Origin of the sequence: Longispora sp. NPDC051575, assembly GCF_040681875.1 — a bacterium.
Classification (GTDB): domain Bacteria; phylum Actinomycetota; class Actinomycetes; order Mycobacteriales; family Micromonosporaceae; genus Longispora.
The window spans coordinates 223826-246704 of the sequence record NZ_JBFAZP010000001.1; the positions used below are offsets into that span (position 1 = coordinate 223826).

The following is a 22879-nucleotide window of genomic DNA, read 5'->3' on the forward strand; positions in this document are numbered from 1 at the left end:
ACGTGTCTCACCGGGCCGGCAGCTTGGCCACCGTGACGAAGAAGTCGTCGATCTGCCGGACCACCTCGATGAACCGGTTGAAGTCCACCGGCTTGTTCACGTACGCGTTCGCGTGCAGCTGGTAACTGCGCAGCACGTCCTCCTCCGCCCGGGAGGTGGTCAGCACCACGACCGGGATCGTGGCCAGGTCCGGGTCGGCCTTGATCTGCGCCAGCACCTCGCGGCCGTCGTACTTCGGCAGGTTGAGGTCCAGCAGGATCAGGTCCGGCCGGGGCGCGTCGGCGTGCTCGCCCCGGCGGAACAGGAAGTCGAGCGCCTCCATGCCGTCGCGGGCCACCCGCAGGTCGTTGCGGACCTTGTTCTCCTCGAACGCCTCCCGGGTCATCAGCTCGTCACCCGGGTCGTCCTCGACGAGCAGGACGGTGATGGGCAGGGGCGTGGTCATGTGGTTCTCCTAGCGAGGTGGGACTGGACTGCTGTGGTCACGCGGCTGGCGCCGCCGGCTCGGGTTCCGTCGGGTCGGGTTCCGTCGGGTCGGAGGCGAGCGGGGTCGCCGGCAGGGTGAACACGAACCGGGCCCCGCCGGTGTGCTCCGGGTCCAGCCAGATCTGCCCGCCGTGGTGCTCCACGATCTTCCGGCACATGGCCAGCCCGATCCCGGTGCCCCCGTAGGCGTCCCCGCGCGCGTGCAGCCGCTGGAAGATCACGAAGATCTTCTCACCGAACTCGGGGGGTACGCCGATCCCGTTGTCCGTGACCGCGAACCGCCACCGGTCCCCGTCCGCCTCGACCGTGACCCGGACGTGCGGCACCCGGTCCGGGCTGGCGAACTTCAGCGCGTTGCCGATCAGGTTCTGCCACAGCATCGTCAACAGGGTCGGGTCCCCCGCCACCGTCGGCAGCGGGTCGCGCTCGACCGTCGCGCCGGTCCGTTCGACCCGGTCGGCCAGGTCGGTGACCGCCTGGTCGCACACCCGGTCGAGGTCCACCGGCTCGGAGTCGTCGTAGACCCGGCCGACCCGGGAGAACGCGAGCAGATCGTTGATGAGTACCTGCATCCGCTGCGCCCCGTCCACGGCGAACGCCACGTACTGCCGCCCCCGGTCGTCCAGCAGCTCCCCGTACCGGCGCTCCAGCAGCTGGCAGAACGAGGCGATCTTGCGCAGCGGCTCCTGGAGGTCGTGGGAGGCGACGTAGGCGAACTGTTCGAGTTCACCGTTGGAGCGCTTCAGGTCGGCGGCCTGCTCCTCCAGCTGGGCCCGGGCGGTGTTGGAGAACGCCAGCTCCTGCACGATCTGCCGGCGCATGCCCTCGACGTCCCCGGCGAGCGCCGTCATGTCGGCGGGCCCGTCGACGGTGATCGGACGGTCGTACGCGCCCGCGCTGACCGTGCGGGTCGCGTCGCCGAGCTGCCCGAGCGGCCGGAGCACGCCCCGGCGCACCAGGGACGTGACCAGCATCCCCGCGAGCAGGAACGTCGCCAGCATCAGGCCGAACACGGTGTTCTGCCAGCTCTGCGCCGCCGCCACCTCCGCCCGGATGTCGGTGCGCGCCTGGGCCAGCCGGGAGTCCAGCGTCCCCAGCGCGGTGCGCACGTCGTCGAACACCGTCTTCCCGCCGTTGACGGCCGGCTCCGGCGCGGCCTCCCTGCCGCCGAGCGCGATGGCGTCGATCACCGGGACGGCGACGTAGTTCCGCCAGGTCCGGGCGTGCGTCTCCGCCGCGCTGACGGCCGCCAGGTCGGCGGTGCGGCCCTTGAGCAGCCCCCGGAGCTCGCCCAGCGCGGCGTTCTCGGCCTCGATCCCCGACGTGTACGGGCCCAGGAAGGTCTGGTCCCCCGTCAGCACGTACCCGCGCAGGCCCGTCTCCTGGTCCAGCATCGCCCCCCGGAGCTTCTGGCCGGCGATCCGGGCCGGGCTGATCCGGTCGGTCAGCAGGTCGCTCACGGCCGCCGTGCGCCGCATCGCCAGGCCCCCGGCGACCGTGGCCGCCAGCAGCACCACCGCCAGGACGCCGAACCCGACGGACATCAGCCCCGACGTCGGGTACCGCCGCCATCCGCGTGTCGCCACGGCAGTCACCCCCTCCAGTCCACGTACAACACGGCCAGGTCGTCGTCGTTGCGGCCGGCGTCGTCCGCGTTGACCCGCTCCACCAGCTCGTCGACGAACCGGTGGGGGTCCGCCCGCTCCAACCGGTCGGCGAGCAGGGCCAGGCCGTCCACGCCGAGCCGGTCGTCCCCCGGCCCGGTCTGGCAGTCGGTCAGCCCGTCGGTGTACAGCAGCAGCCCGCCGCCCGGGGCCACCCGGACGTCGTGCGCGCGCCACACCGCGATCCCGGGCAGCAGCCCCACGGGCATCGCGGGCGGCACGGCGGACGCCCGGACCCCGGACTCCTCGACGAGCAGCGGCGCGGGGTGCCCGGCGAGCGTCACCCGGGCCGTGTACCCGCCGGTCGGGTCCGGAGGGCCGAGTTCGAGCATGCACAGGGTGGCGTACACCCTGTCGTGCAGACGTTCGGCCAGGCACAGGGTCTCCAGGTGCCCGCAGAGCGCGGCCGGGTCGCTGATCCCGGCGAGGACCAGGGACCGCCAGGCGATCCGCAGGCCGACCCCGAGCGCCGCCTCGTCGGGGCCGTGCCCGCTGACGTCGCCGATCAGGGCCCGGACCACGCCGTCGGGGGTCTGGACCACGTCGTAGAAGTCGCCGCCGAGCAGGGCGCGCTGCCGGCCCGGCTCGTACCGGGACACCACCCGCAGCCGGGGGTCCGCCACCAGGGGCCGGGGCAGCAGGCCGCGTTCGAGGCGGGCGTTCTCCTCGGCGCGCAGGGTGGATTCGCGCAGTTCCCGGGCGGAGGCCTCGGCGGCCTTGCGCTCGATCGCGTACCGGATCGCCCGGCCCAGCAGCTCGCCCTCGACCCGGCCCTTGACCAGGTAGTCCTGGGCGCCCTCGGCGACGGCGGCCATCGCGGTGCCCTCGTCGTCGAGGCCGGTGAGGACCAGGACGGCCGCCTCGGGGGCCTCGCGGAGCACCCAGCGGACGCCGGCGAGGCCGTCGCTGTCGGGCAGGTTGAGGTCCACCAGCACGCATTCCGGCCCGTCGGTGAGCGCCTCGGCCGCCTCGGTCAGGGTCCGGCACCAGGTGAGGGTCGCGGCCAGGCCGCTGTCGACGAGGAACTCCTCCACGAGCAGGGCGTCGCCCGGGTCGTCCTCGATCAGGACCACGGCGACCGGCGCGTGGGCGGACCCGGGCAGCGGGCCACCCCGGACCTGCGGTGCCACCATCTACGCTCCAGGTTCGCGGGTCATCGGCTGTCAGGCGTGCTGTACGGGCGGACCCGGTCCTGGAAGAGTACGGCGGCGGCGGGAGCTACCGGCAGCCGCGTCGCGCCATCTGCCGGCTCACGCGCGCGGCGTTCCAGGCTACGCCGGCCAGAGCGGTCGCGAGCAGGGCCGCGGGCAGCACGGTCGGCGCGCCGGACGCGACGACGAGCACGGGGACCGCGAGACCGGCGAGCGCGTACCCCACCACGAGCCAGATCCAGAGCCGCGGCCGGGGCCTGCGCATCCGCGCGACGAACCTCGGGTCGTCCGTCTCCAGGAGGCTCTCGATGGCCTCCAGTCGTCGCCTGTCGTCCTGATTGAGCATCCCAGTCCCCTAATGCCCGCGAAACCGATTCACCTTGCCGATTCTCTACCCAGACGGGGTCCGGTTCAATCAGCGTACGTGCTGAGTCTGGCCAGAATCTCCCCCGCGCCCGGCAACCCCAGCTCCTCCAGGACGGCCGCGGCCTCCCGCCACGCGGCCCGGGCCGCCCCCACGGCGCCCGTTTCGCGGTACTCGTCACCCAGGCGGGTCAGGGTGTCCGCCTCGGCGGGGCGCTGGCCGAGCGCGCGGTACCCGTCGAGGGCCTCCCGGTAGCAGTCCGCCGCCGCCCCGTGCTCGCCGAGCTCGTGCCGGACGTGGCCGAGGCTGTGCCAGGTGTCGGCCACGCCCTCGCGGTCGTCGAGGGACCGGTGCAGGTCCAGCGCCCGGTGGCACCAGGACAGCGCCGCCGGCTGGTCGCCGAGCAGCGCGTGGCACCAGCCGATCGCGGTGTGCGCGCGGGCCTCGCCGGTCCGGTGGCCGGCCCGCCGGTAGTGCTCCAGGGCCCGCTCCGCCGCGTCCAGCGCCTCGGCGTGCTCCCCCCGCACCTCGGACAGTCCGCCCAGGTCCAGGTACGTCTTGCCCTGGCTGGCCTGGTCCCCGACCCGTTCGAACAGGCGCAGCGCGTCCCCGTGGTGCCGGCGCGCGTCGTCCGGGCGGCCGAGGACGGCGGCGGACAACGCCAGGCCCCGGTGCGCGTACGCGGTCGCCCCCGGGTCCGCCGTCCGCTCCGCCGCGCCCAGGGCGGACCGGTGCATCGCGTGGTGCTCGTGCCGGTGGCCCTGCCGGAGCAGGTAGTCGCACATCACCCACGCCAGCTGCCAGCTCTCGGTGTCCAGGCCCAGTCCCGCCGTGAGGTCGTCGGCCGCCCGCAGCACCCCGTGCTCGGCCGCGAACCAGGCCAGGGCCTCCGCCGCGTCCGCCGGGTGCTCCGGGGTGACCCCGGGGCGCGGCCCGGCCAGGGCGATCCGGGTCCGGCCCGGTTGCAGGCGCAGGGCCGCGCGGAAGCCGGAGTGCAGCAGGTGGTCCAGCCAGCGGAGCGCCGCCGCGTCCCGGACGTCCGGCGGGTCGTGCAGGTCGGCCAGTTCGGCGGCGTAGGCGCGCAGCAGGTCGTGCGGCGCGTACCGGCCCGGGGCGTGCTCGGCGACCAGGTGCGCCCGGGTCAGCTCGGCCAGCGGGGCGGCGATCCCGCGCGGGGACACCCCGGCGAGGCTGGCCAGGGCGGGCCGGCTGATGTCGGGGCCCGGGTGCGGGCCGAGGAGCCGGAACAGCCCGGCGGCGGCGGGGCTGACCGCGCGGTACGACCAGGAGAACACCGCCCGCACGTCGGTACCGGGGTCGCCGCCGTCCAGCGCGTCGAGCGGGCCCCCGGCGGCGCGGAGCTCGGCGGCGAACGCGGCCAGCGGGAACTCCGGGTGCATCGCGGCCCGCGCGCCCGCCACCGCCAGGGCCAGGGGCAGCCGCGCGCACCGCTCGACGATCTCCTCGGCCGCCCCGGGCTCCCCCTCGACCCGGTCCTTGCCGAGCCGGTGGATCAGCAGTTCCCGGGCCTCCCCGGCGGTCAGCGGGCGCAGGGGCACCGGGCGGGCGCCCTCGGTGGCGACCAGCGGGGTGAGCTGGTCGCGGCTCGTCACGACCGCGACGCAGCCGGGCGCGCCGGGCAGCAGCGGGCGGACCTGGCCGGCGTCGCGGGCGTTGTCCAGGACGACGAGGAACCGCCGGCCGGCCAGCGCGGCGCGGTAGGCGGCGACCTGGCCGTCCAGGGTCGCCGGGATGCGCGGCGCGGGCACGCCGAGGGTGGCGAGGAGGCCCCGGAGGGCGTCGGACGGGTCGAGCGCGCGGCCGTCGGGGGCGAAGCCGCGCAGGTCCACGTGCAGCTGGCCGTCGGGGAAGCGGGCGGCGGCGCGGTGCGCCCAGTACACGGCGAGGGCGGTCTTGCCCACGCCCGCCGGGCCGCACACCACGGCCAGGGCCCCGGTCGGGGTGGGGTTGCCGGGGCCGGGGAGCAGGTCGTCCAGGGTGGCCAGCGCGTCGTGCCGGCCGGCGAACCCGGGCACGGCGGCGGGCAGGCCGGCGGGGACGGGGTGCGGGGCCTCCGGGCCGGGCCGGCCGGCGGGGATGCGGGGCGCGACCTCCGGTGCCGGTTCCGCGTGCTCGAAGGCGTGCTCCAGCAGCGCGTACCGGGGCCGCCAGTACTCCTCCACGCCCGTCCGCAGCGACAGCCGCGCGGTCCGGCCGTGCTCGACCGCGTGCGCCCGGACGCCCTCGACCAGCGCGGCCACCACCCGCCAGTCCGGTGGCCGCCGGACCCGGCCGGCGAGGATCGCCCCGACCTGGCTCTTGCCCAGCCCCGCCCGCCGCGCCAGCTCCCGCAGACCGGGGCCGCCCGCCTGGGTCCGCAACAGGCGCAGGTCGGCGCACAGCGAGGCCAGCAGTTCCCGCGCGGGATCCTCCATGGTGGACACCCCCTCCGGCTGTCCGGTGCCGTCCGGTGCCGTTCCGTCCGGTACGGCCACCCGGCAGCGTAAACCCGGGGCCATGTCCGTGGTTGTCCGGAAATCGACGCGGACCGGGGTGGCCCGGGTCATCGTTCCGGGGTGCCAGAGCGGCATGCCCGCAACCGGTCCGCCGGGGACGGGTCGTGATCAGGAGGAACACATGACAAGTCGCAGACTGCTCGCCGTCGTCGTGGCACTCGCGGGCGCGGTGGCCGGCGGGTTCGCCACCGCCGGGCCCGCCCAGGCCGCCCCCGCCCCCGCCCCCGCGCCGGTCACGGTGTCGGCGGCCGGGCAGCCGGGGCTGGCCGGGGCGGCGTTCGAGATCGTCAACCGGGGCACCGGCAAGTGCGCCGACGTGGCCGGCAAGTCCCTGCTCAACGGCGCGCTGGTGCACCAGTGGAGCTGTGCCCGGGGCGACAACCAGCTGTGGATCGCCCAGCCCGTCCCGTCGGCCCCCGGCTACTACTCGCTGATCAACGTGAACAGCGGCAAGTGCATGGACCTGCGGGCCAACAACGACGACGAGGTCTTCAACGGCACGCTCGTCCAGCAGTTCGAGTGCAACCCGGAGCTGTACACCAGCGAGCGGTGGAAGCTGTCCTTCTCCCCCTCGGCCCCCGGGTACCTGACGTTCACCACGTGGATCAAGGGGAAGTGCCTGGACCTGAACAACGGGTCCGGCTCCAACGGGGCGCGGATCCAGGTCTGGGACTGCGTCGGGCCCATCAACAACCAGCTCTGGGCCCAGCGGTAACGCGACGTCCGGGGGCGGGCCGATCGGAGCCCGCCCCCGGCGTACCCGCATGAGTTCGGGATTTCCGGGTATGGGTCACGCACCGACGACGACAGAGGGAGAAGCACATGAGCAGCGTGACGAAGTCCATCGAGGTCGCCGTACCCGTGCGCGCCGTCTACAACCAGTGGACCCAGTTCGAGGAGTTCCCGAGGTTCATGGAGGGCGTGGAGTCCGTCGTCCAGCAGGGCGACACCCGCACCCACTGGAAGATCAAGATCGGCGGGATCGAGCGGGAGTTCGACGCGGAGATCGTCGAGCAGACCCCCGACGAGCGGGTCGCCTGGGCCTCGGTCCAGGGTCCCCGGCACGCGGGCGTCATCACGTTCGCCGCGATCGACGCCGAGCACACCCGGGTCACCGCCCTGATCAGCACCGAACCCGAGGGGCTCGTGGAACACGTCGGCGACGCGCTCGGCCTGATCTCCAAGCGGGTCGAGAGCGACCTGGAACGGTTCCGGACGTTCATCGAGGAACGCGGAGCCGAGACCGGCGGCTGGCGGGGCCAGATCAACTGACCGCGGTGCCGACCGACATGGCCCGGCGGGCGCTGCGCGGCGCGTGGCGGCCCGCCGTCCTGGTCGTGGCGGCGTTCGCCGCCGCGATCGTCGTGTCCACCTGGGGCGACAGCCGGTCCGACCGGATCGCCGACAAACTCGTCGCGGTCGGCGGCGCGCTCGCGTTCCTGGTCCTGGCGATGGCGGCCACGTTCTCGGTCGCCGGCCGGGTGCGCCGGGTCGCGGAGGCCACCCTGGGCGGCTCCCACGCGGGGGTACTGCGCCTCGTCGTCGTCCTCACCGGCGGCCTCGTCGCGCTCCTGACCACCCTGGGCCTGATGTCCGTACCGATCGGCCAGCTCCTGCTCGGCGGCGCGCTCACCGGCGTGGTCGTCGGCATCGCCGGCCAGCAGACCCTGGCGAACCTGTTCGCGGGCATCGTGCTGCTCGTCGCCCGGCCGTTCCGGGTCGGCCAGACGGTGCGGCTGTCCTCGGGCGCGCTCGGCGGCGAGGTCGACGGCGCGGTGACCGACATCGGCCTGGCGTACGTGCGCCTGGAGGGCGAGGACGGGGCGCTCTCCGTCCCCAACAGCCAGGTACTCAACGCGGTGGTCATCCCGCGGTCGGCCCCGGAGGCGGGGTGGGGGCCGACCGGGGAGCGGCTGCGGGCCCGGGTGCGGCGGTACCGGCGGGGCGAGCGGTGACCTACGACGGGGCCCGGCGCGGCCGGGCCCCGTTCCGCGCAGCGCACAGCCTGGTCTCCGCCGACAGCTCCGCGTGCAGCCGGTCGTGTTCGGCCGCCGTGCCGATCAGGGGCCGACGTTCGGGGTGCGCCAGGTAGACCCGGATCGCCCGCGCGGTGTACCCGGGCCACACGTCCACCTGGCCGTCACCGACCCACCACCGGCCGCGCACCCGGATCGACGGGTTGTGGTGCACCTGCTCGATGTCCGCCCACGCCGCCCGCCGGGTGCGGAGACGCGAGGTGACCTCCACTCCGGTCCGGGTGAGAACCATCCTGGGCCGCGGGCCGTGCGCCACCGCCGTCACCGCCACGACGAGCGAGACCCCGAAGGCCCGCAACCCGATCGGCAGCGCCGGGTCGAGCATGGACGGCAGGAACATCGCGGCGCCGCAGGACAGGTGAGCGGACGCACGGAGCAGCCGGTCGGCCCGGGGGCACCCGGCGGGGCCCGCGACGAACCGACCGGGGCGGACGGCGAGCCGGAGCGGCCGGAACTCGGTCCCCCGCCCCACGAACGCGAGGACGGCCACGACGACGAGCACGACCAGCATCAGACCCAGCCCCGGCCCGGTGGAACCGGTCACCCAGGCGGGCCACACGACCGTCCGCGCGACGAACACACCGAGGCCCACCACGAGCAGCGCGACGGTGAGCGCCCGGACCCGTTCCCGGACCGGGGAGAGCGTCGAGGGGCACGGTGGACACGTCGGGGGCATGACGCACACGGTAGGGCCCGAGGGGCGCTCCCGCTGCCCCGTGTGCGGAGCCCCCTCTTGCGACCCTGGCGGTCGGACCGGGGTGAACCACTACCGAGGGGTCTGCCGGGCGGTGGCGTAGGCCGCCGCCCGGCCGGCCCACATCGTCGACAGCTCCCGGTAGAGGCGGTCGTGTTCGGCCTCCGTGCCGATCAGCGGGCGTCGGTCCGGGTAGCGGAGGTAGTGCACGATCGCGTCGGCGGTGTAACCCGGGGCCACGTCGAGCCGGTCCTCGCCGAGCGACCACCACCTGCCGTGGACCCGGACCTTCGGGGTGGGCAGCACGTCGGCGATGTCCGCCCACGGTGCGCGCCGGGACCGGAACATGCCGGCGAACTCGACCCCGGCGGGGGTGAGGACCACCCTCGGCGCGGGGCGGAACGCCAGCATCGTGGACGCCAGGATCGCCAGCACGTCCAGCGCGACCAATGCGACCAGATACGGCCCCGGGGCCAGCAGCGGCAGAGTCAGCGCCGCGGGGGCCACCACGAAGGAAGGCCCCCTGAGCAGTCGGATGACCCGCCCACCCATGCGGGACGGTGCGACGAACGCGCCGTCGAGCACGAGGAGTCGGGCCGGTCGTCGGCCACCCGTGACGTCGAAGTAGAGGGCCGCGAAGAAGAGGCCGGACAGGACCAGCCCCACCACGAGGAACGTCACGGCCGAGACCCCTGGCCGGACGTCCCGCACCGTGAACCGGGCGACGAGCGCGCCGGCACCGCCGACGACGAGCGCTACGACGAGTACGAGGTGGACGCGGTCCCGGCGCGGGGCGGCCATGGGCTGACGAGCGCGGAACGACGGGAGCATGGCCCCCACGGTAGGGGCGTGAGAACTTCCCCGCTGCCCCGTGCGCGCTCGCGTCGCGGGCTCAGATCCGTGGCGGCCGGCCCGGGTGACCGGTACCCGTCGAAGGGTTTGTGGGTTTGGTGTGTCGTGCGATTCTCCCGGGTCGGAACAGGGTAAACGTGGACCATGGGATGGTGGAGAACGCTCCGGGAGCGGCACGGCTGGCTCCGGCACCTGGTCAGGGCGTTCCACCGCTACGACGGGACGTCCGCCGGCCTGCTCGCCGCCGGGGTCACCTACTACTCGTTCTTCGCCGTGCTGGCCCTGAGCGTGTTCGGCCTGGCGATGGCCGGCGTGCTGTTCGGCGACGTGCCGCAGGTCCGCGAGTCGGTGCGCGCGTTCGTGGCGGCCAACCTCCCCCGGGTGCAGGTCGACGCGCTGCTGGCGGCGAGCGGCCGGGTGGGCCTGATCGCGATGGCCGGTTTCCTGCTGGCCGGCCTGTGGTGGGTGGAGAGCACCCGGTCGTCGATCCGGGCGATCTGGCGGCTGCCGCGCGACCCCGGCCAGATCCTCGTCCGGTACGCGTGGGACCTGGTCGTCCTCGCCGGCCTCGGGCTGCTGCTGGCCGCGTCCATCGGGCTCCAGTTCGGCTCGGACGCGTTGCTGCGGTGGCTGGTCGCCGGGGCGGCCGGCTGGGTGGCGACCGGCCTGGGCGTGCTGCTCGGCGTGGCCGTGAACGCCGCGCTCGCCGCCGCGCTGCTGATCGGGGTGCCCCGGCTGCGGATGTCGTTCCGGAGGGTGGCCGGGCCCGCGCTGCTCGTGGCCGGCGGGCTGGAGCTGCTGAAGACCGGCGGGCGGCTCTACATCGGGGCGACGGTGGCCAATCCGGCGTACCAGGTGGTCGCCGGCTCCGTCGGGCTGCTCGTGTTCCTGTACCTGCTCAACCAGTTGTTGTTCCTCGCCGCCGCGCTGACGGCCACCAGCGACGCCGGCACGGTGTACGACCTGGGCTGCCGGCGACGGCTGCTGCCCCGCCGCCCGGGGAACCGTCCCCCGCCCCGACTCGCCGTGCCCGAAGCCCCGGACACGGACGAGGCCCCGGCCGGAAAGTCAGGAACAGGTACGCCGTCCGGCCACTTGTATTCATGAATGTCATCGATAGAATTGAAGTTTGAACTGTGCCGTTGCGCAGTTTGCGTAGATTCGTTGAACTGCACAGTTGTCCTTACAAGCTTGTCCTGACAAGCTCGGCCCCGTCCGGGCCGGGGAGGTCCGTCGAACGGGAGTGCGCCATCAACACGTCACCGGGCTGCGGGAATCTGGCCGTCGACGAGGCGGCCGCAGCCTCCGGTGCCAGATCCGACCGGCGCACCGTCACCCGGATCGAACTCCCCCCCACCGAGAAACCGGAGGAGTGGCTCGACGCCGCCACCTGGCCCCCGGTCGCCGACCCCGAGCACAGTGTCAACGCGGCGTTCCCGTGGAACAAGTTCGACCCGTTGTCCTACCAGCGCCACCACTACGAGCACCTGGTCGAGGACGACCGCAGGATCCTGGACCTCGCCGGGCAGTTCCTCGCCACCCGGACCCGCGAAGAACCCCGGCGCGGCATCGACATGGGCGCCGGGTCGAACCTCTACCCGGCGCTGGCGATGCTCCCGCTGTGCGAGGAGCTCACGCTCATGGACCTGTCGACCCCGAACGCCGACTGGCTGCGCACCGAGATCAAGGACTACGCCCCGTCCTGGGACCCGTTCTGGGAGGTCCTCGCCCAGCACGAGCCGTACCGCACGTTCCCCGAGGACCCGAGACACGCGCTCCGGGACCGGACCAGGGTCCGGCAGGGAGACATCTTCCAGACCGACCCGGGCGAGCAGTGGGACATCGGCACGATGTTCTTCGTCGCCGAGTCGATCTCCATGGTGGGCGTCGAGTTCGCGAAGGCCGTCGGGGCCTTCCTGGGCTGCCTGCGGCCGGGCTCCCCGTTCGTCACGGCGTTCATGGCCGGCTCGCAGGGCTACGAGGTGGCGGGGCGCCGGTTCCCCGCCGTGCCCATCGACGAGCATCACGTCGGCGGGGTCCTGCGCCACTACGGTGTCGAGGATCCGTCTCTCTACCGGATCGGCATCCACGAACAGTTGCGTCCCGGCTACGACGGGATGATCCTGGCTATGGGTCAAGTCAGCGGTTGAGTCGCGTCATGACATAGAGGACGGTGATCGGTCCCCGATGAGGATCCAGCCCCGCAGAGAAACCCTCGGAATCTGGAGTTCGGCGATCCGGTCCTCGCTCAAGGACGGCGCCTGGGTGTGGGGCGGCCGGGACGGCTCGAACTCCATCAGCGACGCCGAACAGCTGCTGTGCCTGATGGCCCCGTCCACCCGGGTCGCCTCGTTCCGGCTGGAGCGCCCCGACGAGACCGCCGACGACGTCGTGCGCGCGCTCGGCGAGCTGGGCGACCGGCTGGAGATCCCGCGGTTCCTGGTCCGGGTGATCCGGGAGTACTTCGACCGCTACACCGCCGAGGACGGCACCCCGATCTTCTCCGGGGAGAACTACTTCGTCTCCGGGGACCCGCGCGCCCCGATCTCCGACGCGCAGCGCGACCTCCAGGTCGTCGACTCCTTCTCCATGTCGATCACGTTGGCGCTGGCCACGATCGGCTTCCTCCAGGAGTACAAGCCGGAGGGGCGCAAGAAGGAGGAGCAGGAGGAGATCAACCAGCTGCGGGAACTGGCCAGCAACCGGCTGTCGGCCGCCATGGTGGGCCTGCTGCGCAGCTTCACGGTGTACGTGTTCAGCGCCGACTCCGCCGAGGGCACCGCGCTGATCCGCACCATCAACCAGGACCGGATGACCCCCGAGTCGGTGGTGTCCGCGTTCCGCCGGCAGATGCAGGAGACCGCCGCCGGGCTGCGGGACCTGAGCATCGGCTCCGGCGCCACGGTCAACATCGAGGACTCGCTGCACTCCACCCAGCTGTTCGAGTGCGGCTGGTCCTGGGGCATCGTGAAGGACGCGCCGGAGGTCGTCACCCCGGAGCAGGTCGGCCAGCAGCCGGACGGGGTGGCCGAGGCGGCGCCGTACCTCTACTTCACGGTGGTGGCCCTCGACGCCCTGCAGGACCTGTTCTCCGAGCGGACCCGCATCCTCGGGCTGCTCAACGACAACCAGCAGCGCCTCGCCCAGGCGTTGCAGATCCGCTGGGACCTGACCCAGGCGTACTGGTCGAAGATCGCCATGTTCGGCGACGGCGCGTGGCCGCTGGAGGACATCCCCTGGCGCACCACGGACAGCAAGGAGTCCGACTACTTCACCCTCCTGGTGACCTCGATCGTCGTGCACTACATCGTCACCAAGGACCGGTCCGACGCCCACCTGACCCGGGTCGGCGGCGTGCTGTCCACCCTGGCGGGGCGCAGCCGGATCACCCAGCGCGCGTCGCTGGACGTGGACGCGGCCCTGGCCATGCACTCCCCCGGCGTGCCGTTCTCCCTCGGCGGCGGCGAGGACCGGGGCGGGCCCCCGCTGATGTGGTTCGCGTCGGACTTCGGCCCCCAGTTGCTCAAGCGCACGATCAGCATCGCCGGCCTGTTCAGCGAGCCCCGGCGCCGCCAGCAGTTCGTCGACCTGGCCGACGACACGTGGGACCACCTGCGCCGCCGCCGGCTCGGCAAGGGCCCCGGCAACCGGCTGTGGGACCAGCCCGCCCTGGTCTTCCCCAGCCTGTCGGCCATCGACCACCACGAACCCTCCTGGTACTACACGGAACGGATCGTCGAGTGCCTGGTCGCGGCGGCGACCCTGATCAACAGGGGCCCGCTGCCGAGTGAACGGGCCATGGCGCACGCCCGGGACCTGCTCAGCGAGGCGGAGGTCATCTTCGACCAGGAACTGCTGACCAACCCGGCGAACAACGCCCGGGCCATCCACAACAAGCACCAGTGGGTCGAGGAGAAACTCAGCCGCGCCCGGTACTGGCTGACCCGCCGGCCCGGCACCGCCGAATCCCTCGCCAGGGAGGTGCTGGTCGAACTCGACGCGCTCGTGGCCGCCCGGCAGGACCTGTCCGAGGCGGGCTGACATGCTCGTGTTCTCCACCTCCGACAAGGGCGGCACCGGCCGGTCGGTGACCAGCAGCAACGTCGCCTACCGCCGGGCCCTCGACGGCGGCGACGTCTGCTACCTCGACTTCGACTTCGGCTCGCCGACCGCCGGGGCGATCTTCAATATCACGTCGGCGGTACGCGGCGCGCCCGCCGACACCGGCCTGCACTCCTACCTCCAGGGCCGGACCTCCTCCCCGGTCCGCAGCGACGTGTGGTCGGAGTCCAACCACGAGAGCTCCCGGTCCCGGCCGGCCGGCGCGGGGCAGCTGGTGCTGTTCCCCGGCGACCAGGGCGGCGGGGAGTTCTCGGCGACCAAGGACGCCATCACCCGGTGCGTCCGGCTGTTCCGCCGCCTGGAGGAGGAGTTCGAGCTGTGCTTCGTGGACCTCAGCGCGGGCCGCTCGTACGCCACCGAGATCGTGCTGGCGGCCACGGCGGCCCCGGAGCTGCGGTCCACGGTGTTCCGCTGGCTCGTGTTCCACCGGTGGACCCGCCAGCACATCATCGCGGCCGGCGGGCTGGTCAACGGGCCCCGGGGCATCATCGCCGCCGGCGTGGACCGGGGGCACGACCGTGACCGCCTCGTGGACTCCATCCGGTACGTGCGGACCGCCGTCGTGGACCCGGAGTCGGAGTCGCTGGCCTCGTTGCGGGCCGGGCAGGTCACCTGGCTCAAGACGTGCAACGAGCAGCTCAAACAGTTGGCGAGCCGGGAGGGCGTGGGCGCGGCGGTCACCCTCGGGCAGGTGCCACTGGATCCGGTGCTGCAGTGGCGGGAGCAGTTGCTGACGGACAGCGACCTGTACAAGTACCAGATCGCCAACCGGGAGACGGTGGACGCGTTCCAGGGGCTCGCCAAGCGGCTGTTCGACGACGACGTCTGGTCGGCCCGTTGACGAGCGTGTTCCGGGAGGCCAGCGCCGACCGTACCCTCGCGGAGGTGCCGCTGTCGCACCTGTCGCTGGAGCTGGGGCACCTGTACATGGAGGACTTCGCGGGGGGCGAGGCGCAGTTGCGCGCGCACTTCGAGCGGGTCGCGCCCTGGGCGGACGCCGCCCGGCGGATCCACGCGGCGCAGCTGGCGGCGCGGCACGAGGAGTTGCTCGCGGCCCGTGCCGGGGCGCCGTCACGGGGCTCCGGCGACGGCCGGTCCGGGTCCGGCCCGCGGGGGGACGCGGAATCCGGAGGCGGCCGACTGTCGGGGGACTCAGGGTCCGGGAGCGGCCGGATGCGGGGGAACCCGGAGCCCCGGTCCGTCCGGCCCCCGCCGCCGCCCCGCCCCCGGGTCAGCACCTGCTTCCTGATCGACGACTACTTCGGCGAGGTCGGCTCCCCGCGCGAGGTACTCCCCGGGCTGATCCGCGCCGCCGAGGAGGCGGGCGTCGCGATCGACTACCTGGCCCGGGAGTCGGCCTGCGCCCGGGCCGGCGACACGTCCCCGGCGGAACTGCTCCTCGGTCGCCTGGTGCCCGATCCCCCGCCGGGGGCGAACGGCTCCCGCCCGCCGGCCACCGTCAACGGCTGGCTGTGCAACGGCCAGCGGTCCCCGGCGGAGTCCGCCGAGGCGATGGAGGCGCACCGGCCGTGGCGGCCGCCCGCGCAGAACGGCGTCAAACGGCACTCGATCTTCGTGGACGTCCAGCTGTGGGACGAGGACGACGAGCACCGGCGCACCTGGTCCTGCCCGTTCCTCGCGGCGGTCTGGCAGCTGCTCCGGCTCGGGGTGCTCCGCGACGGACCGGATCCCGTGCTGGTCGCCGAGCCGTGGCGGGGCGGGTTCCCCGACGCGTGGGCGGACCTGCCGCCGCTGACCCGGCTGACGGACACCCGGGCCCCGTTCGGCGCGTACCGGACCCTGTCGATCCTGCCGGGGCGGTTCCTGCCCGTCGAGCAGGCGGTGCGCACGATCCTGGAGCAGGTCGCGACGGCCCCGGACGTGGCCGCGCAGCTGCGGGCGCGGGCCGAGGGCGAGGGCGTGGAGCTGCCGGCCGAGATCGTGGACCGGGCCGAGTACGTCTTCGTGGGCGCGGGCAGCGCCCGGCTCTAGACCGCACCACCCCCGCGACCGTGGCGCCCGCCCCGGTCGCGCGGACAGTGGCGGCCACCGAAGCGTGAGACGCGAGTGAGACTCACTTCCAGCCGAACCTCGGTAGCGTTCGGGCACCGAAGATCATCCCTGGTGCCCGGAAGGAGGTGGAGCATGAAGAAGCTGACTGTCCGCAAGGAGTCCGCCGCCAAGCTGTCGTCCGGCGCGCGTCGTCTGTGGTTCGAGTGGTGCTGGTAGCAGTCCCGGAGCCGGAGCGGTCCGCCGCTCCGGCTCACCGACCGTGAGGGGTGGTGGCGGTGAGGCGGCATGTCTGGGAACCGGCGGCGACGCCCGGCGGCTACGACTGCGAGGTGTGGCGGACCGGTCCGTACGGCGGCGTCCGGCGGTACCTGGCCACGCTCCTGCCCGAGCGGCCCGACCTCGTCGCCCGGCACGAGGTGGAGCTGCGCGCGGCGGTGCCGGAGGTGTTCGGCGCGCCGGAGGCCGGACCCGATCGGATCCGGTTCCACCCGGCCCAGCGCACCCGGCAGGTGGCGTTCGGGATCGCGGAGTTCGTCGCCGCCTGGGCCGAGGGCTCGCCGGAGCCGGCGGAGGTCGGGTTCGACAATGTGGACCTGGCCGACGGGACGACCGTGGAGCTGCTGGCGGCACTGGTGCGGCGGGTCGATCCGGCGCGGCTGCGGCTGCGGTTGAGCGGCGCGGTGGTGCCGGCGGAACTGGCCGGGGCACTCGGCCTCCCCTCCGGTGACGGGCCGACCGACCCGACCGACCGCACCGGAGCCGTCCGCGCCCACGAGGCAGAGAATGGCCCCACCGCGCCGCCAGCCGTCGACGGCCCCACCGACCCCGCCGCCCTCCAGGCCGACCTGGGCCGCTGCCTGGCCGCCGGCTGGTACGAACACGCGGCCCGCCTGGCGCTCCGGGGCCGCCAGCTCGTCCGGGCCGGGGACGACCCGGGCACCTGGTGGGCGTTCACCACCGGCCTGGGCACCGCGTACGCCGCGCTCGACCGGGCCGCCGAGGCCCTCGCGCTCTACGCCGGGGCCCGCGCCGCCACCGACGACCCGAAGATCCTGATGTCCGCGGCGTACTCGACCGCGATGCTGCACGCGCGGTACCTGTCCCCCGACGCGCGGGATGCCACCCTGGCCCGCGAGGAGCTGCACACCGCGCTCGCGCTCGCCGCCCGGCTCGACGACCCGCGCCAGCGCACCCTGCTCACCGTGTTCTACGGCCAGGGCCTGGCCCTGCTCGACAGCCGGTCCGGGCGGACCGACGCGGCGCTCGCCCGGATCGACGCGGGCATCGCCGCCCTGGACCGGGAGTTCGCCCCCGACGAGCGGCCCCAGGACCGGGCCCGGCTGCTGCACAACCGGGCGCAGCTGCACGCGGCGACGGGCCGGCCCGACCGGGCGCTGGCGGACCTGGCGGCCGTCCTCGCGCGCGACCCCGACAACGCCGAGTACCACGTCGACCGGGCCGGGCTGCACCGCGACCTAGGCCGGCCGGCCGAGGCCCTCGCGGACTACACCGCCGCGATCCGGCTCGGCCCGCACCCGCCCGAGGCGTACCTGCACCGGGCCGCCCTGCGCGACGATCCGGCGCTGGCGCTCGCCGACCTGGGGCGGGTGCTGGCGATCGACCCCGGGCACGTCGACGCGCTGGTCAACCGGGCGAACCTGCGAGTCGAGCTGGGCGACCTCGACGGGGCCGAGACCGACGCGCGGGCCGGGCTGGCCCTGGCGCCCCGGGAGCCGCTGCTGCTGTGCACCCTGGGGCTGGTGGTATCCGAGCGCGGCGACCTGGCCGGGGCGGAACGGTTGCTCAGCCGGGCGCTGGAGCACGATCCGGACCTGGTGGCGGCGTGGACGAACCGCGCGGCCGTCCGGTTCGAGGCCGGCGAGCTGGACGCGGCGGCCGGGGACCTGGACCGGGCCGTCGGGCTGACGGACGACCCCGTGGTGCGGTACAACCGAGGACTGGCTCTTCAGGGTCTACGCAGGTGGGCCGAGGCCGAGGCGGACTTCGCCGCCGTGCTCGCCGACCCGCGGGTGGACGGGGATTTCGGGGCCGAGGCGCGCGAACAGCTGGCCGCCTGCCGCGCCGCCGCCCCGTGACCCACCCCGTCGCCCGCGTCAGGGCGTGAAGACCCGGGCCGCCTGCCACAGCGCCTGGAACCGGGAGATCCGGTCGGCGACCCGTTCGGGCAACAGCACCAGCTGGGTACGCACGATGCTCGGCGGCTTGTCGTCGAACTGCGGGGTGGGCTGCACCTCGTAGCTCAGCGCGTCGTCGAACAGGCTGAAGTCGAACAGGTCGTGCCGGGGGATGGCGATCTCGACCTTCGGGTCGAGCACCCGCACCTCGATGCCGAAGTCGTGCTGCACCCGGAACACGGCCTCCAGGTGCGCCCCGCTGTTGGTCTCCGGCCGCCCGACGAGGACGAACAGCCGGCGGACCCGCACGCCCCGCGCGACGGCCCCGCGCTGCGCCTTCAGGTACCGGTGCCCGAGTTCGCTCTCCCACAGCCCGCCCGCGACGTCCACGCCGGTGATGCTGATCGCGTCGATGCTCCGCCGAGCGTTGCGGGCGAGGCCGAGCATCCAGTCCCGGTCCTCGCCGTCGTAGATCACCTCCCGGCCGCTGCCCAGGTCCTTGAGGAAGTCGGAGAACCGGGTGATCTCGGTCTGCGCGAAGCCCTTGACCAGGTCGGGCAGGTCGGGTTCGAGCTGGGTCGCGTTCAGGACGAGCTGGGTGACCGCGTCGGTGCGCAGGTGCGAGGCGTCGACCCGGCCGAACAGCCGGGTGGCCTCGTTGATCTGGCCGAACCGCCTCTCGATCAGCGCCTCGACGCGTTCGGCGTGCCGGGCCTGGGACCGCTGCACCGTCGAGCCGTGCTCGCGCAGCGTGGCCGTCACGGCGTCGGCGTGCTCGGCGTGCACGGACTGCACGGTGCGCAGCCGGTTGTCGAAGTCGATGAGGAACTGCACGACGAGGGTCACGCCGCCGATGAACACCGACAGGGTGACGCCCCAGATCTCGGGCTGCTTCGTGAGGTGGGTCAGCAGGTACGCGACGCCGCCGATCAGGAGGGTGAGGACGATCTTCCGCAGGACCTTCAGGCGGGTGTCGGACAGCAGGAACTTGAAGAACTTCACGACGCCGCCACCGCCTCCCGGGCCAGCAGGGTGACCGTGGCCATCGCCAACTGGTCGCGGACCCGGCTGACCGAGGTGTGCCACTGCCGACTCAGGCCCGGCCGCCGTTCCAGGACCTCCCACACGTCGAGCACCCGGTCGTCGAGCCGGGCGGCGGGCATCCACAGGTGCAGCAGCGTGTCGACGGCGGGGCGCAGCCGGCCCAGGGTGCGGGCCCAGGAGCCGCCGCCGATGTCGGCCCGTTCGATGAGGCCGAGCAGGGTGCTCAACAGCCAGTCGTGCAGGGCCAGGTCCTCGCACAGCTCGACGACGGCGGGGATCTCCTCGGGCGTACCGGTCAGCCGCAGCGTGCGCAGGTCGCCCTTCTCCAGGGTGAGGTCGAGGTGCCGGCCCCCGTCGGCGCCCGGCGGGACCAGGGCCCACCGCAGCCGGGTACGCGGCGTGGTGAACGGCCGGACCGCGTCCAGCAGCGGCGAGAGCTGGATGTCGTCCATCAGAGCGGTGGCGATCGCGCCCAGGTCGAGGGTCTCGGGGGCCCGGGCCGGAGACAGGAAACCGAGGACGAGGTCCTCGGCGGCCCATGCTCCCCGGTGTTCGAGGACGCCGGGTTTCGTCAGGTAGTGCGACCACGGCAGTCGGCGGCGGCCGGTGGCGGCGGCGGGTTCGATGACGGCCCGGGTGGACGCCTGGAGCACGTGGCCGCCGGTGATCAGTGCCCGGGAGACCGTCGTGCCGGCGCCGGGGGCCCGTCTGCCGGACCGGGTGGCCAGCGGGCAGTCCACCCCGGTGAGCACGTCCGGGGACACCGCGTGCGCGATCGGCCGGGCGGAGCGGCGGACCCGTTCGCCGGGCACGATGGCCAGCACCCGGGAGACGTCGTCCGGCGGCAGGCCGGTGGAGTGTTGCAGGAGTCCGGTGTGCACCTCTCCCACGGTCAGAACCACGGAACCTCCTCGTTGTGCGCGCGTTGGTGGACGCTATCGCAACGGCCCGTGCAAATGGGGCGACCCTTGGTTACTCCCACTGTAGACAGTGCCCGCACCCATTCCATCGACCGACGTCAGAATGAGGAGGCCCGCCACGGTCGGAAACCCGCTAGTGTCGGGGTGTGCGCAATCCTCGGGCGATCGTCGTCGGGGCGGGTGTCTCCGGCCTGACGACAGCGGTGTGCCTGGCGGAGGCCGGCTGGTCCGTCCGCGTGCTCGCCCGCGACACGCCGATGGCCACCTCCTCGGCGTCCGCCGGGGCGATGTGGGGCCCCTACCTGGTGTCCGACCCCCGGGTCGAGCCGTGGAGCCTGGAGTCCCTGCACGTGCTGGAGGAGCTGGCCGCCGACCCGTCCACCGGCGTGGCGATGGTGACCGGCGTGGAGGCCTCCCGGTCCCCGATCACCCCGCCCGGCTGGACCGCGAAGGTGCGCGACTTCGCCCGGTGCGCCCCCGGGGACCTGCCGGACGGCTTCGTCAGCGGCTGGCGGTCCACGATCCCGGTGATCGACATGACGGCGTACCTGGGGTTCCTCTGCCGGCGGCTGGAACGGGCGGAGGTCGACATCGAGGAGTACGCGGTGCGCTCGTTCGACGATCCGGCCCTCGACGCCCCGGTGATCGTCAACTGCTCCGCGATCGGCGCGCGCGACCTCGTACCGGACGAGCGGCTGGTGCCGATCCAGGGCCAGCTGGTGGTGGTCGACAACCCGGGGATCCACGAGTTCTTCGCCGACCACGACGACGACCCCACCCTGATGGCGTACATCCTGCCGCAGGGCGACCGGGTGGTGCTGGGCGGCAGCGCGGACCGCGGCCGGTCGGACCTGCGGGTGGACCCCGACGTGGGCGCGGGCATCCTGGCCCGGTGCATCGCGATCGACCCCCGGCTGGCCGGCGCCAGGGTGCTGGGCCACCGGGTGGGGCTGCGGCCGAACCGGGACCGGATCCGGCTGGACGCGGCCCCGCTGGGCTCCCGCCGGCTGATCCACAACTACGGGCACGGCGGGTCGGGCGTGAGCCTGTCGTGGGGCTGCGCCCGCGAGGTCCTGGCCCTGGCGGACGCCGACACCCTCCCCTGACCACGGACCGCGCGACCCCGGCGCGGGCTCAGCGGTGCACGCTCTCCTCGGTCAGCTCGAACCAGCACAGCCGCGCGAACGCCGGCGAGACCGTACTGACCGGCCCGGCCGGCCCCGGCTCCGGCAGCGCGTCGAACAACCCGCGCGCGAACTCCAGGTACCCGTCGAGGTCCCGCTCGGAGGCTTTCTCGTGCCGGCGCGGGTACCGCAGCGCGCCGTCGGCCCCGTAGTGCAGGTCCGTGAGTCGCAGCGGGGGTTCGCCGGTGGTCGCGCGGTGCCGCCACCGCCCGGTGTCCGGGTCGAAACTGTAGGCGGGCAGCAGCTTCCAGCCGTGCCGGGCGACCAGGGTCACCGCCCCGACCAGGTAGTCGAACACCGTCTCGGACAGGAAGTAGTTGAAGCCGATCCGGACCCAGCCGGGCTTGATCCCGTCGTGGCCGGCGAAGACCTGCTTCTGGAGGAGCCGGTCCTGGCGCCGGTCGATGCCGAGCAGCCGGTGCCCGTAGGGTCCCGCGCACGCGCAGCCGCCCCGGGTCTGGATCCCGAACAGGTCGTTGAGGACGGCGACCACGAAGTTGTGGTGCAGGTACCGGCCGCCGGGGCGGTGCAGCCGGAACGACACGATCGACAGCCGCTCGGCGTCGAGGTTGCCGAGCAGTTCGAGGGTGGGTTCCGTCCGCCAGGCAGCGATGGCCCGGCCGATGAAGGCGTCCTCGCGGGCCCTGATCAGGGGCACGCCCACGGCCTGTTTGAGTCCGAAGACCAGGCCGGCGCGGATCGACTCCACGATGGCCGGGGTGCCGCCCTCCTCCCGGTGCACCGGGTCGGCCAGGTAGTGGTGGCCGTGCTCGGTGACGTAGTCGACGGTGCCGCCGCCCGGGACCGAGGGCACCCGGTTGGCGAGCAGTTCGCGGCGCACGGCCAGCACGCCGGGGGTGCCGGGGCCGCCGGGGAACTTGTGCGGGCTGAGGAACACCGCGTCCTTGTACGAGCCGCCGGGCCCGTTCATCTCGATCTCCGCGTACGGGCCGGCCGCCGCGAAGTCCCAGAACGACAGCGCCCCGTACCCGTGCAGCAGGTCCGCCACCGCTTCCGTGTCGGTGAGGATGCCGGTGACGTTCGAGGCGGCGGAGAAGGAGCCGATCCGCAGTGGCCGGTCGCGGTGCGCGGCCAGTTCCCGTTCCAGGGCGGCGAGGCTGACGTGCCCGTCGGCGTCCTCGGGGATGGGCACCACCTCGGCGATCGACTCGCGCCACGGCAGCTCGTTGGAATGGTGCTCGTAGGGGCCTACGAACACCACCGGCCGCAGGTGGCGGTGCACGGACCGGGCGAGGTGGAACCGGTCCTCCAGGACCGAGGGCACCCGCAGTCCGAGGATGGTGATCAGCTTGTCGATCGCCCCGGTCGCCCCGGAACCGGCGAAGATCACGGCCGTGTGTTCGTCGCCGCCGATCGCGCGGGCGATGATCTGGCGGGCGTCCTCGCGGAACCGGGTGGTCTGCAGGCCGGTACCCGACGACTCGGTGTGGGTGTTGCCGTAGTGCGGCAGGACCTCGCGCCGGATGAAGTCCTCGATGAAGCTCAGCGCCCGACCGGAGGCGGTGTAGTCGGCGTAGGTGATCCGCCGCGGACCGTACGGCCCCCGGATCACCTCGTCGTCGCCGATCACCGATTCGCGGATCCTGGCCAGGAGCGGATTTTCCATGTTGCCCCCGAAATACCGAATTCACCCCGATTCTAGGCGCGGCCCCACCCTTCCCGAAGGCTCTCGGCGGG

At 73.7% G+C, this 22879-nt stretch carries 20 protein-coding genes; 10 read left to right on the forward strand and 10 right to left on the reverse strand.

Annotation, left to right across the window (positions count from 1 at the left end; genetic code table 11):
- Positions 1-7 precede the first annotated feature (7 nt).
- From AB0M43_RS00940 to AB0M43_RS00960, 5 genes are all read right to left on the reverse strand, one after another.
- Entirely contained in the window at positions 8-445 is a 438-nt protein-coding gene (locus AB0M43_RS00940; RefSeq protein WP_363719886.1) for a response regulator, read from the reverse strand.
- A 37-nt stretch (positions 446-482) separates the two neighbouring features.
- Positions 483-2072, reverse strand: coding sequence for an ATP-binding protein (locus AB0M43_RS00945; RefSeq protein ID WP_363719888.1), 1590 nt, complete (start codon positions 2070-2072; stop codon positions 483-485).
- Positions 2073-2077: 5 nt separating this feature from the next.
- Complete coding sequence (locus AB0M43_RS00950; protein WP_363719889.1) at positions 2078-3283, reverse strand: SpoIIE family protein phosphatase; 1206 nt, start codon at positions 3281-3283, stop codon at positions 2078-2080.
- 85 nt (positions 3284-3368) lie between these two features.
- On the reverse strand, positions 3369-3647 hold the full coding sequence (locus tag AB0M43_RS00955; protein ID WP_363719891.1) for a DUF3040 domain-containing protein: 279 nt from the start codon (positions 3645-3647) through the stop codon (positions 3369-3371).
- A gap of 65 nt (positions 3648-3712) precedes the next feature.
- Complete coding sequence (locus AB0M43_RS00960) at positions 3713-6100, reverse strand: tetratricopeptide repeat protein (protein ID WP_363719893.1); 2388 nt, start codon at positions 6098-6100, stop codon at positions 3713-3715.
- A gap of 202 nt (positions 6101-6302) precedes the next feature.
- On the opposite strand from AB0M43_RS00960, the gene AB0M43_RS00965 reads away from it, so the two are divergent.
- The 3 genes from AB0M43_RS00965 to AB0M43_RS00975 all read left to right on the forward strand — a co-directional run bounded on the left by AB0M43_RS00965 (position 6303) and on the right by AB0M43_RS00975 (position 8136).
- Positions 6303-6896: an RICIN domain-containing protein gene (locus tag AB0M43_RS00965; protein ID WP_363719895.1), complete on the forward strand. Its 594-nt coding sequence runs from the start codon at positions 6303-6305 to the stop codon at positions 6894-6896.
- Between the two features lie 107 nt (positions 6897-7003).
- Positions 7004-7453 carry an SRPBCC family protein gene (locus AB0M43_RS00970; protein ID WP_363719897.1) on the forward strand — a complete coding sequence of 150 codons (450 nt, stop codon included), beginning with the start codon at positions 7004-7006 and terminating at the stop codon, positions 7451-7453.
- A gap of 5 nt (positions 7454-7458) precedes the next feature.
- The gene (locus tag AB0M43_RS00975) at positions 7459-8136 is read left to right on the forward strand and encodes a mechanosensitive ion channel family protein (protein WP_363719898.1); all 678 of its coding nucleotides are present in this window, start codon (positions 7459-7461) and stop codon (positions 8134-8136) included.
- A 1-nt stretch (position 8137) separates the two neighbouring features.
- Here AB0M43_RS00975 and AB0M43_RS00980 read toward each other — a convergent pair whose 3' ends face one another.
- The gene (locus AB0M43_RS00980) at positions 8138-8893 is read right to left on the reverse strand and encodes a hypothetical protein (protein ID WP_363719899.1); all 756 of its coding nucleotides are present in this window, start codon (positions 8891-8893) and stop codon (positions 8138-8140) included.
- A gap of 90 nt (positions 8894-8983) precedes the next feature.
- Positions 8984-9742 (reverse strand): PH domain-containing protein, encoded by a 759-nt coding sequence (locus tag AB0M43_RS00985; RefSeq protein WP_363719901.1) that lies wholly within the window; start codon positions 9740-9742, stop codon positions 8984-8986.
- A 165-nt stretch (positions 9743-9907) separates the two neighbouring features.
- Here AB0M43_RS00985 and AB0M43_RS00990 point away from each other — a divergent pair, with 165 nt between their 5' ends.
- The 6 genes from AB0M43_RS00990 (at position 9908) to AB0M43_RS01015 (ending at position 17994) form a co-directional block, all read left to right on the forward strand.
- Positions 9908-10870, forward strand: a complete 963-nt coding sequence (locus AB0M43_RS00990) for a YhjD/YihY/BrkB family envelope integrity protein (protein ID WP_363719903.1) — start codon at positions 9908-9910, stop codon at positions 10868-10870.
- Between the two features lie 44 nt (positions 10871-10914).
- Positions 10915-11913 (forward strand): SCO2525 family SAM-dependent methyltransferase, encoded by a 999-nt coding sequence (locus AB0M43_RS00995; RefSeq protein WP_363719905.1) that lies wholly within the window; start codon positions 10915-10917, stop codon positions 11911-11913.
- Between the two features lie 37 nt (positions 11914-11950).
- Entirely contained in the window at positions 11951-13804 is a 1854-nt protein-coding gene (locus AB0M43_RS01000) for an SCO2524 family protein (protein WP_363719907.1), read from the forward strand.
- A 1-nt stretch (position 13805) separates the two neighbouring features.
- Positions 13806-14726 carry an SCO2523 family variant P-loop protein gene (locus tag AB0M43_RS01005; RefSeq protein WP_363719909.1) on the forward strand — a complete coding sequence of 307 codons (921 nt, stop codon included), beginning with the start codon at positions 13806-13808 and terminating at the stop codon, positions 14724-14726.
- A 5-nt stretch (positions 14727-14731) separates the two neighbouring features.
- A complete protein-coding gene (locus AB0M43_RS01010; protein ID WP_363720911.1) occupies positions 14732-15877 on the forward strand; it encodes an SCO2522 family protein in 1146 nt (381 codons plus the stop codon).
- 296 nt (positions 15878-16173) lie between these two features.
- On the forward strand, positions 16174-17994 hold the full coding sequence (locus AB0M43_RS01015) for a tetratricopeptide repeat protein (protein WP_363719911.1): 1821 nt from the start codon (positions 16174-16176) through the stop codon (positions 17992-17994).
- An 18-nt stretch (positions 17995-18012) separates the two neighbouring features.
- Here the strand turns inward: AB0M43_RS01015 and AB0M43_RS01020 are convergent, their stop codons facing one another.
- Together AB0M43_RS01020 and AB0M43_RS01025 are read right to left on the reverse strand one after the other, a co-directional pair.
- Entirely contained in the window at positions 18013-19035 is a 1023-nt protein-coding gene (locus AB0M43_RS01020; RefSeq protein WP_363719912.1) for a DUF6879 family protein, read from the reverse strand.
- Complete coding sequence (locus AB0M43_RS01025; RefSeq protein WP_363719914.1) at positions 19032-19979, reverse strand: SCO2521 family protein; 948 nt, start codon at positions 19977-19979, stop codon at positions 19032-19034. Before AB0M43_RS01025 ends, AB0M43_RS01020 begins: the two co-directional genes overlap by 4 nt.
- A 164-nt stretch (positions 19980-20143) precedes the next feature.
- On the opposite strand from AB0M43_RS01025, the gene AB0M43_RS01030 reads away from it, so the two are divergent.
- Complete coding sequence (locus AB0M43_RS01030) at positions 20144-21103, forward strand: FAD-dependent oxidoreductase (RefSeq protein WP_363719916.1); 960 nt, start codon at positions 20144-20146, stop codon at positions 21101-21103.
- A 28-nt stretch (positions 21104-21131) separates the two neighbouring features.
- Here AB0M43_RS01030 and AB0M43_RS01035 read toward each other — a convergent pair whose 3' ends face one another.
- Positions 21132-22808, reverse strand: a complete 1677-nt coding sequence (locus tag AB0M43_RS01035; RefSeq protein WP_363719918.1) for an aminotransferase class V-fold PLP-dependent enzyme — start codon at positions 22806-22808, stop codon at positions 21132-21134.
- Positions 22809-22879 lie beyond the last annotated feature (71 nt).

Excerpts from the sequence above, each read along its gene's own strand:
- AB0M43_RS01005 (WP_363719909.1), top strand. The coding sequence starts at position 13,806 with ATGCTCGTGTTCTCCACCTCCGACAAGGGCGGCACCGGCCGGTCGGTG.
- AB0M43_RS01000 (WP_363719907.1), top strand. The coding sequence starts at position 11,951 with ATGAGGATCCAGCCCCGCAGAGAAACCCTCGGAATCTGGAGTTCGGCG.
- AB0M43_RS01035 (WP_363719918.1), bottom strand. The coding sequence starts at position 22,808 with ATGGAAAATCCGCTCCTGGCCAGGATCCGCGAATCGGTGATCGGCGAC.
- AB0M43_RS00965 (WP_363719895.1), top strand. The coding sequence starts at position 6,303 with ATGACAAGTCGCAGACTGCTCGCCGTCGTCGTGGCACTCGCGGGCGCG.
- AB0M43_RS00955 (WP_363719891.1), bottom strand. The coding sequence starts at position 3,647 with ATGCTCAATCAGGACGACAGGCGACGACTGGAGGCCATCGAGAGCCTC.
- AB0M43_RS00985 (WP_363719901.1), bottom strand. The coding sequence starts at position 9,742 with ATGCTCCCGTCGTTCCGCGCTCGTCAGCCCATGGCCGCCCCGCGCCGG.
- AB0M43_RS00940 (WP_363719886.1), bottom strand. The coding sequence starts at position 445 with ATGACCACGCCCCTGCCCATCACCGTCCTGCTCGTCGAGGACGACCCG.
- AB0M43_RS00960 (WP_363719893.1), bottom strand. The coding sequence starts at position 6,100 with ATGGAGGATCCCGCGCGGGAACTGCTGGCCTCGCTGTGCGCCGACCTG.
- AB0M43_RS00970 (WP_363719897.1), top strand. The coding sequence starts at position 7,004 with ATGAGCAGCGTGACGAAGTCCATCGAGGTCGCCGTACCCGTGCGCGCC.
- AB0M43_RS00990 (WP_363719903.1), top strand. The coding sequence starts at position 9,908 with ATGGGATGGTGGAGAACGCTCCGGGAGCGGCACGGCTGGCTCCGGCAC.
- AB0M43_RS00950 (WP_363719889.1), bottom strand. The coding sequence starts at position 3,283 with ATGGTGGCACCGCAGGTCCGGGGTGGCCCGCTGCCCGGGTCCGCCCAC.
- AB0M43_RS00980 (WP_363719899.1), bottom strand. The coding sequence starts at position 8,893 with ATGCCCCCGACGTGTCCACCGTGCCCCTCGACGCTCTCCCCGGTCCGG.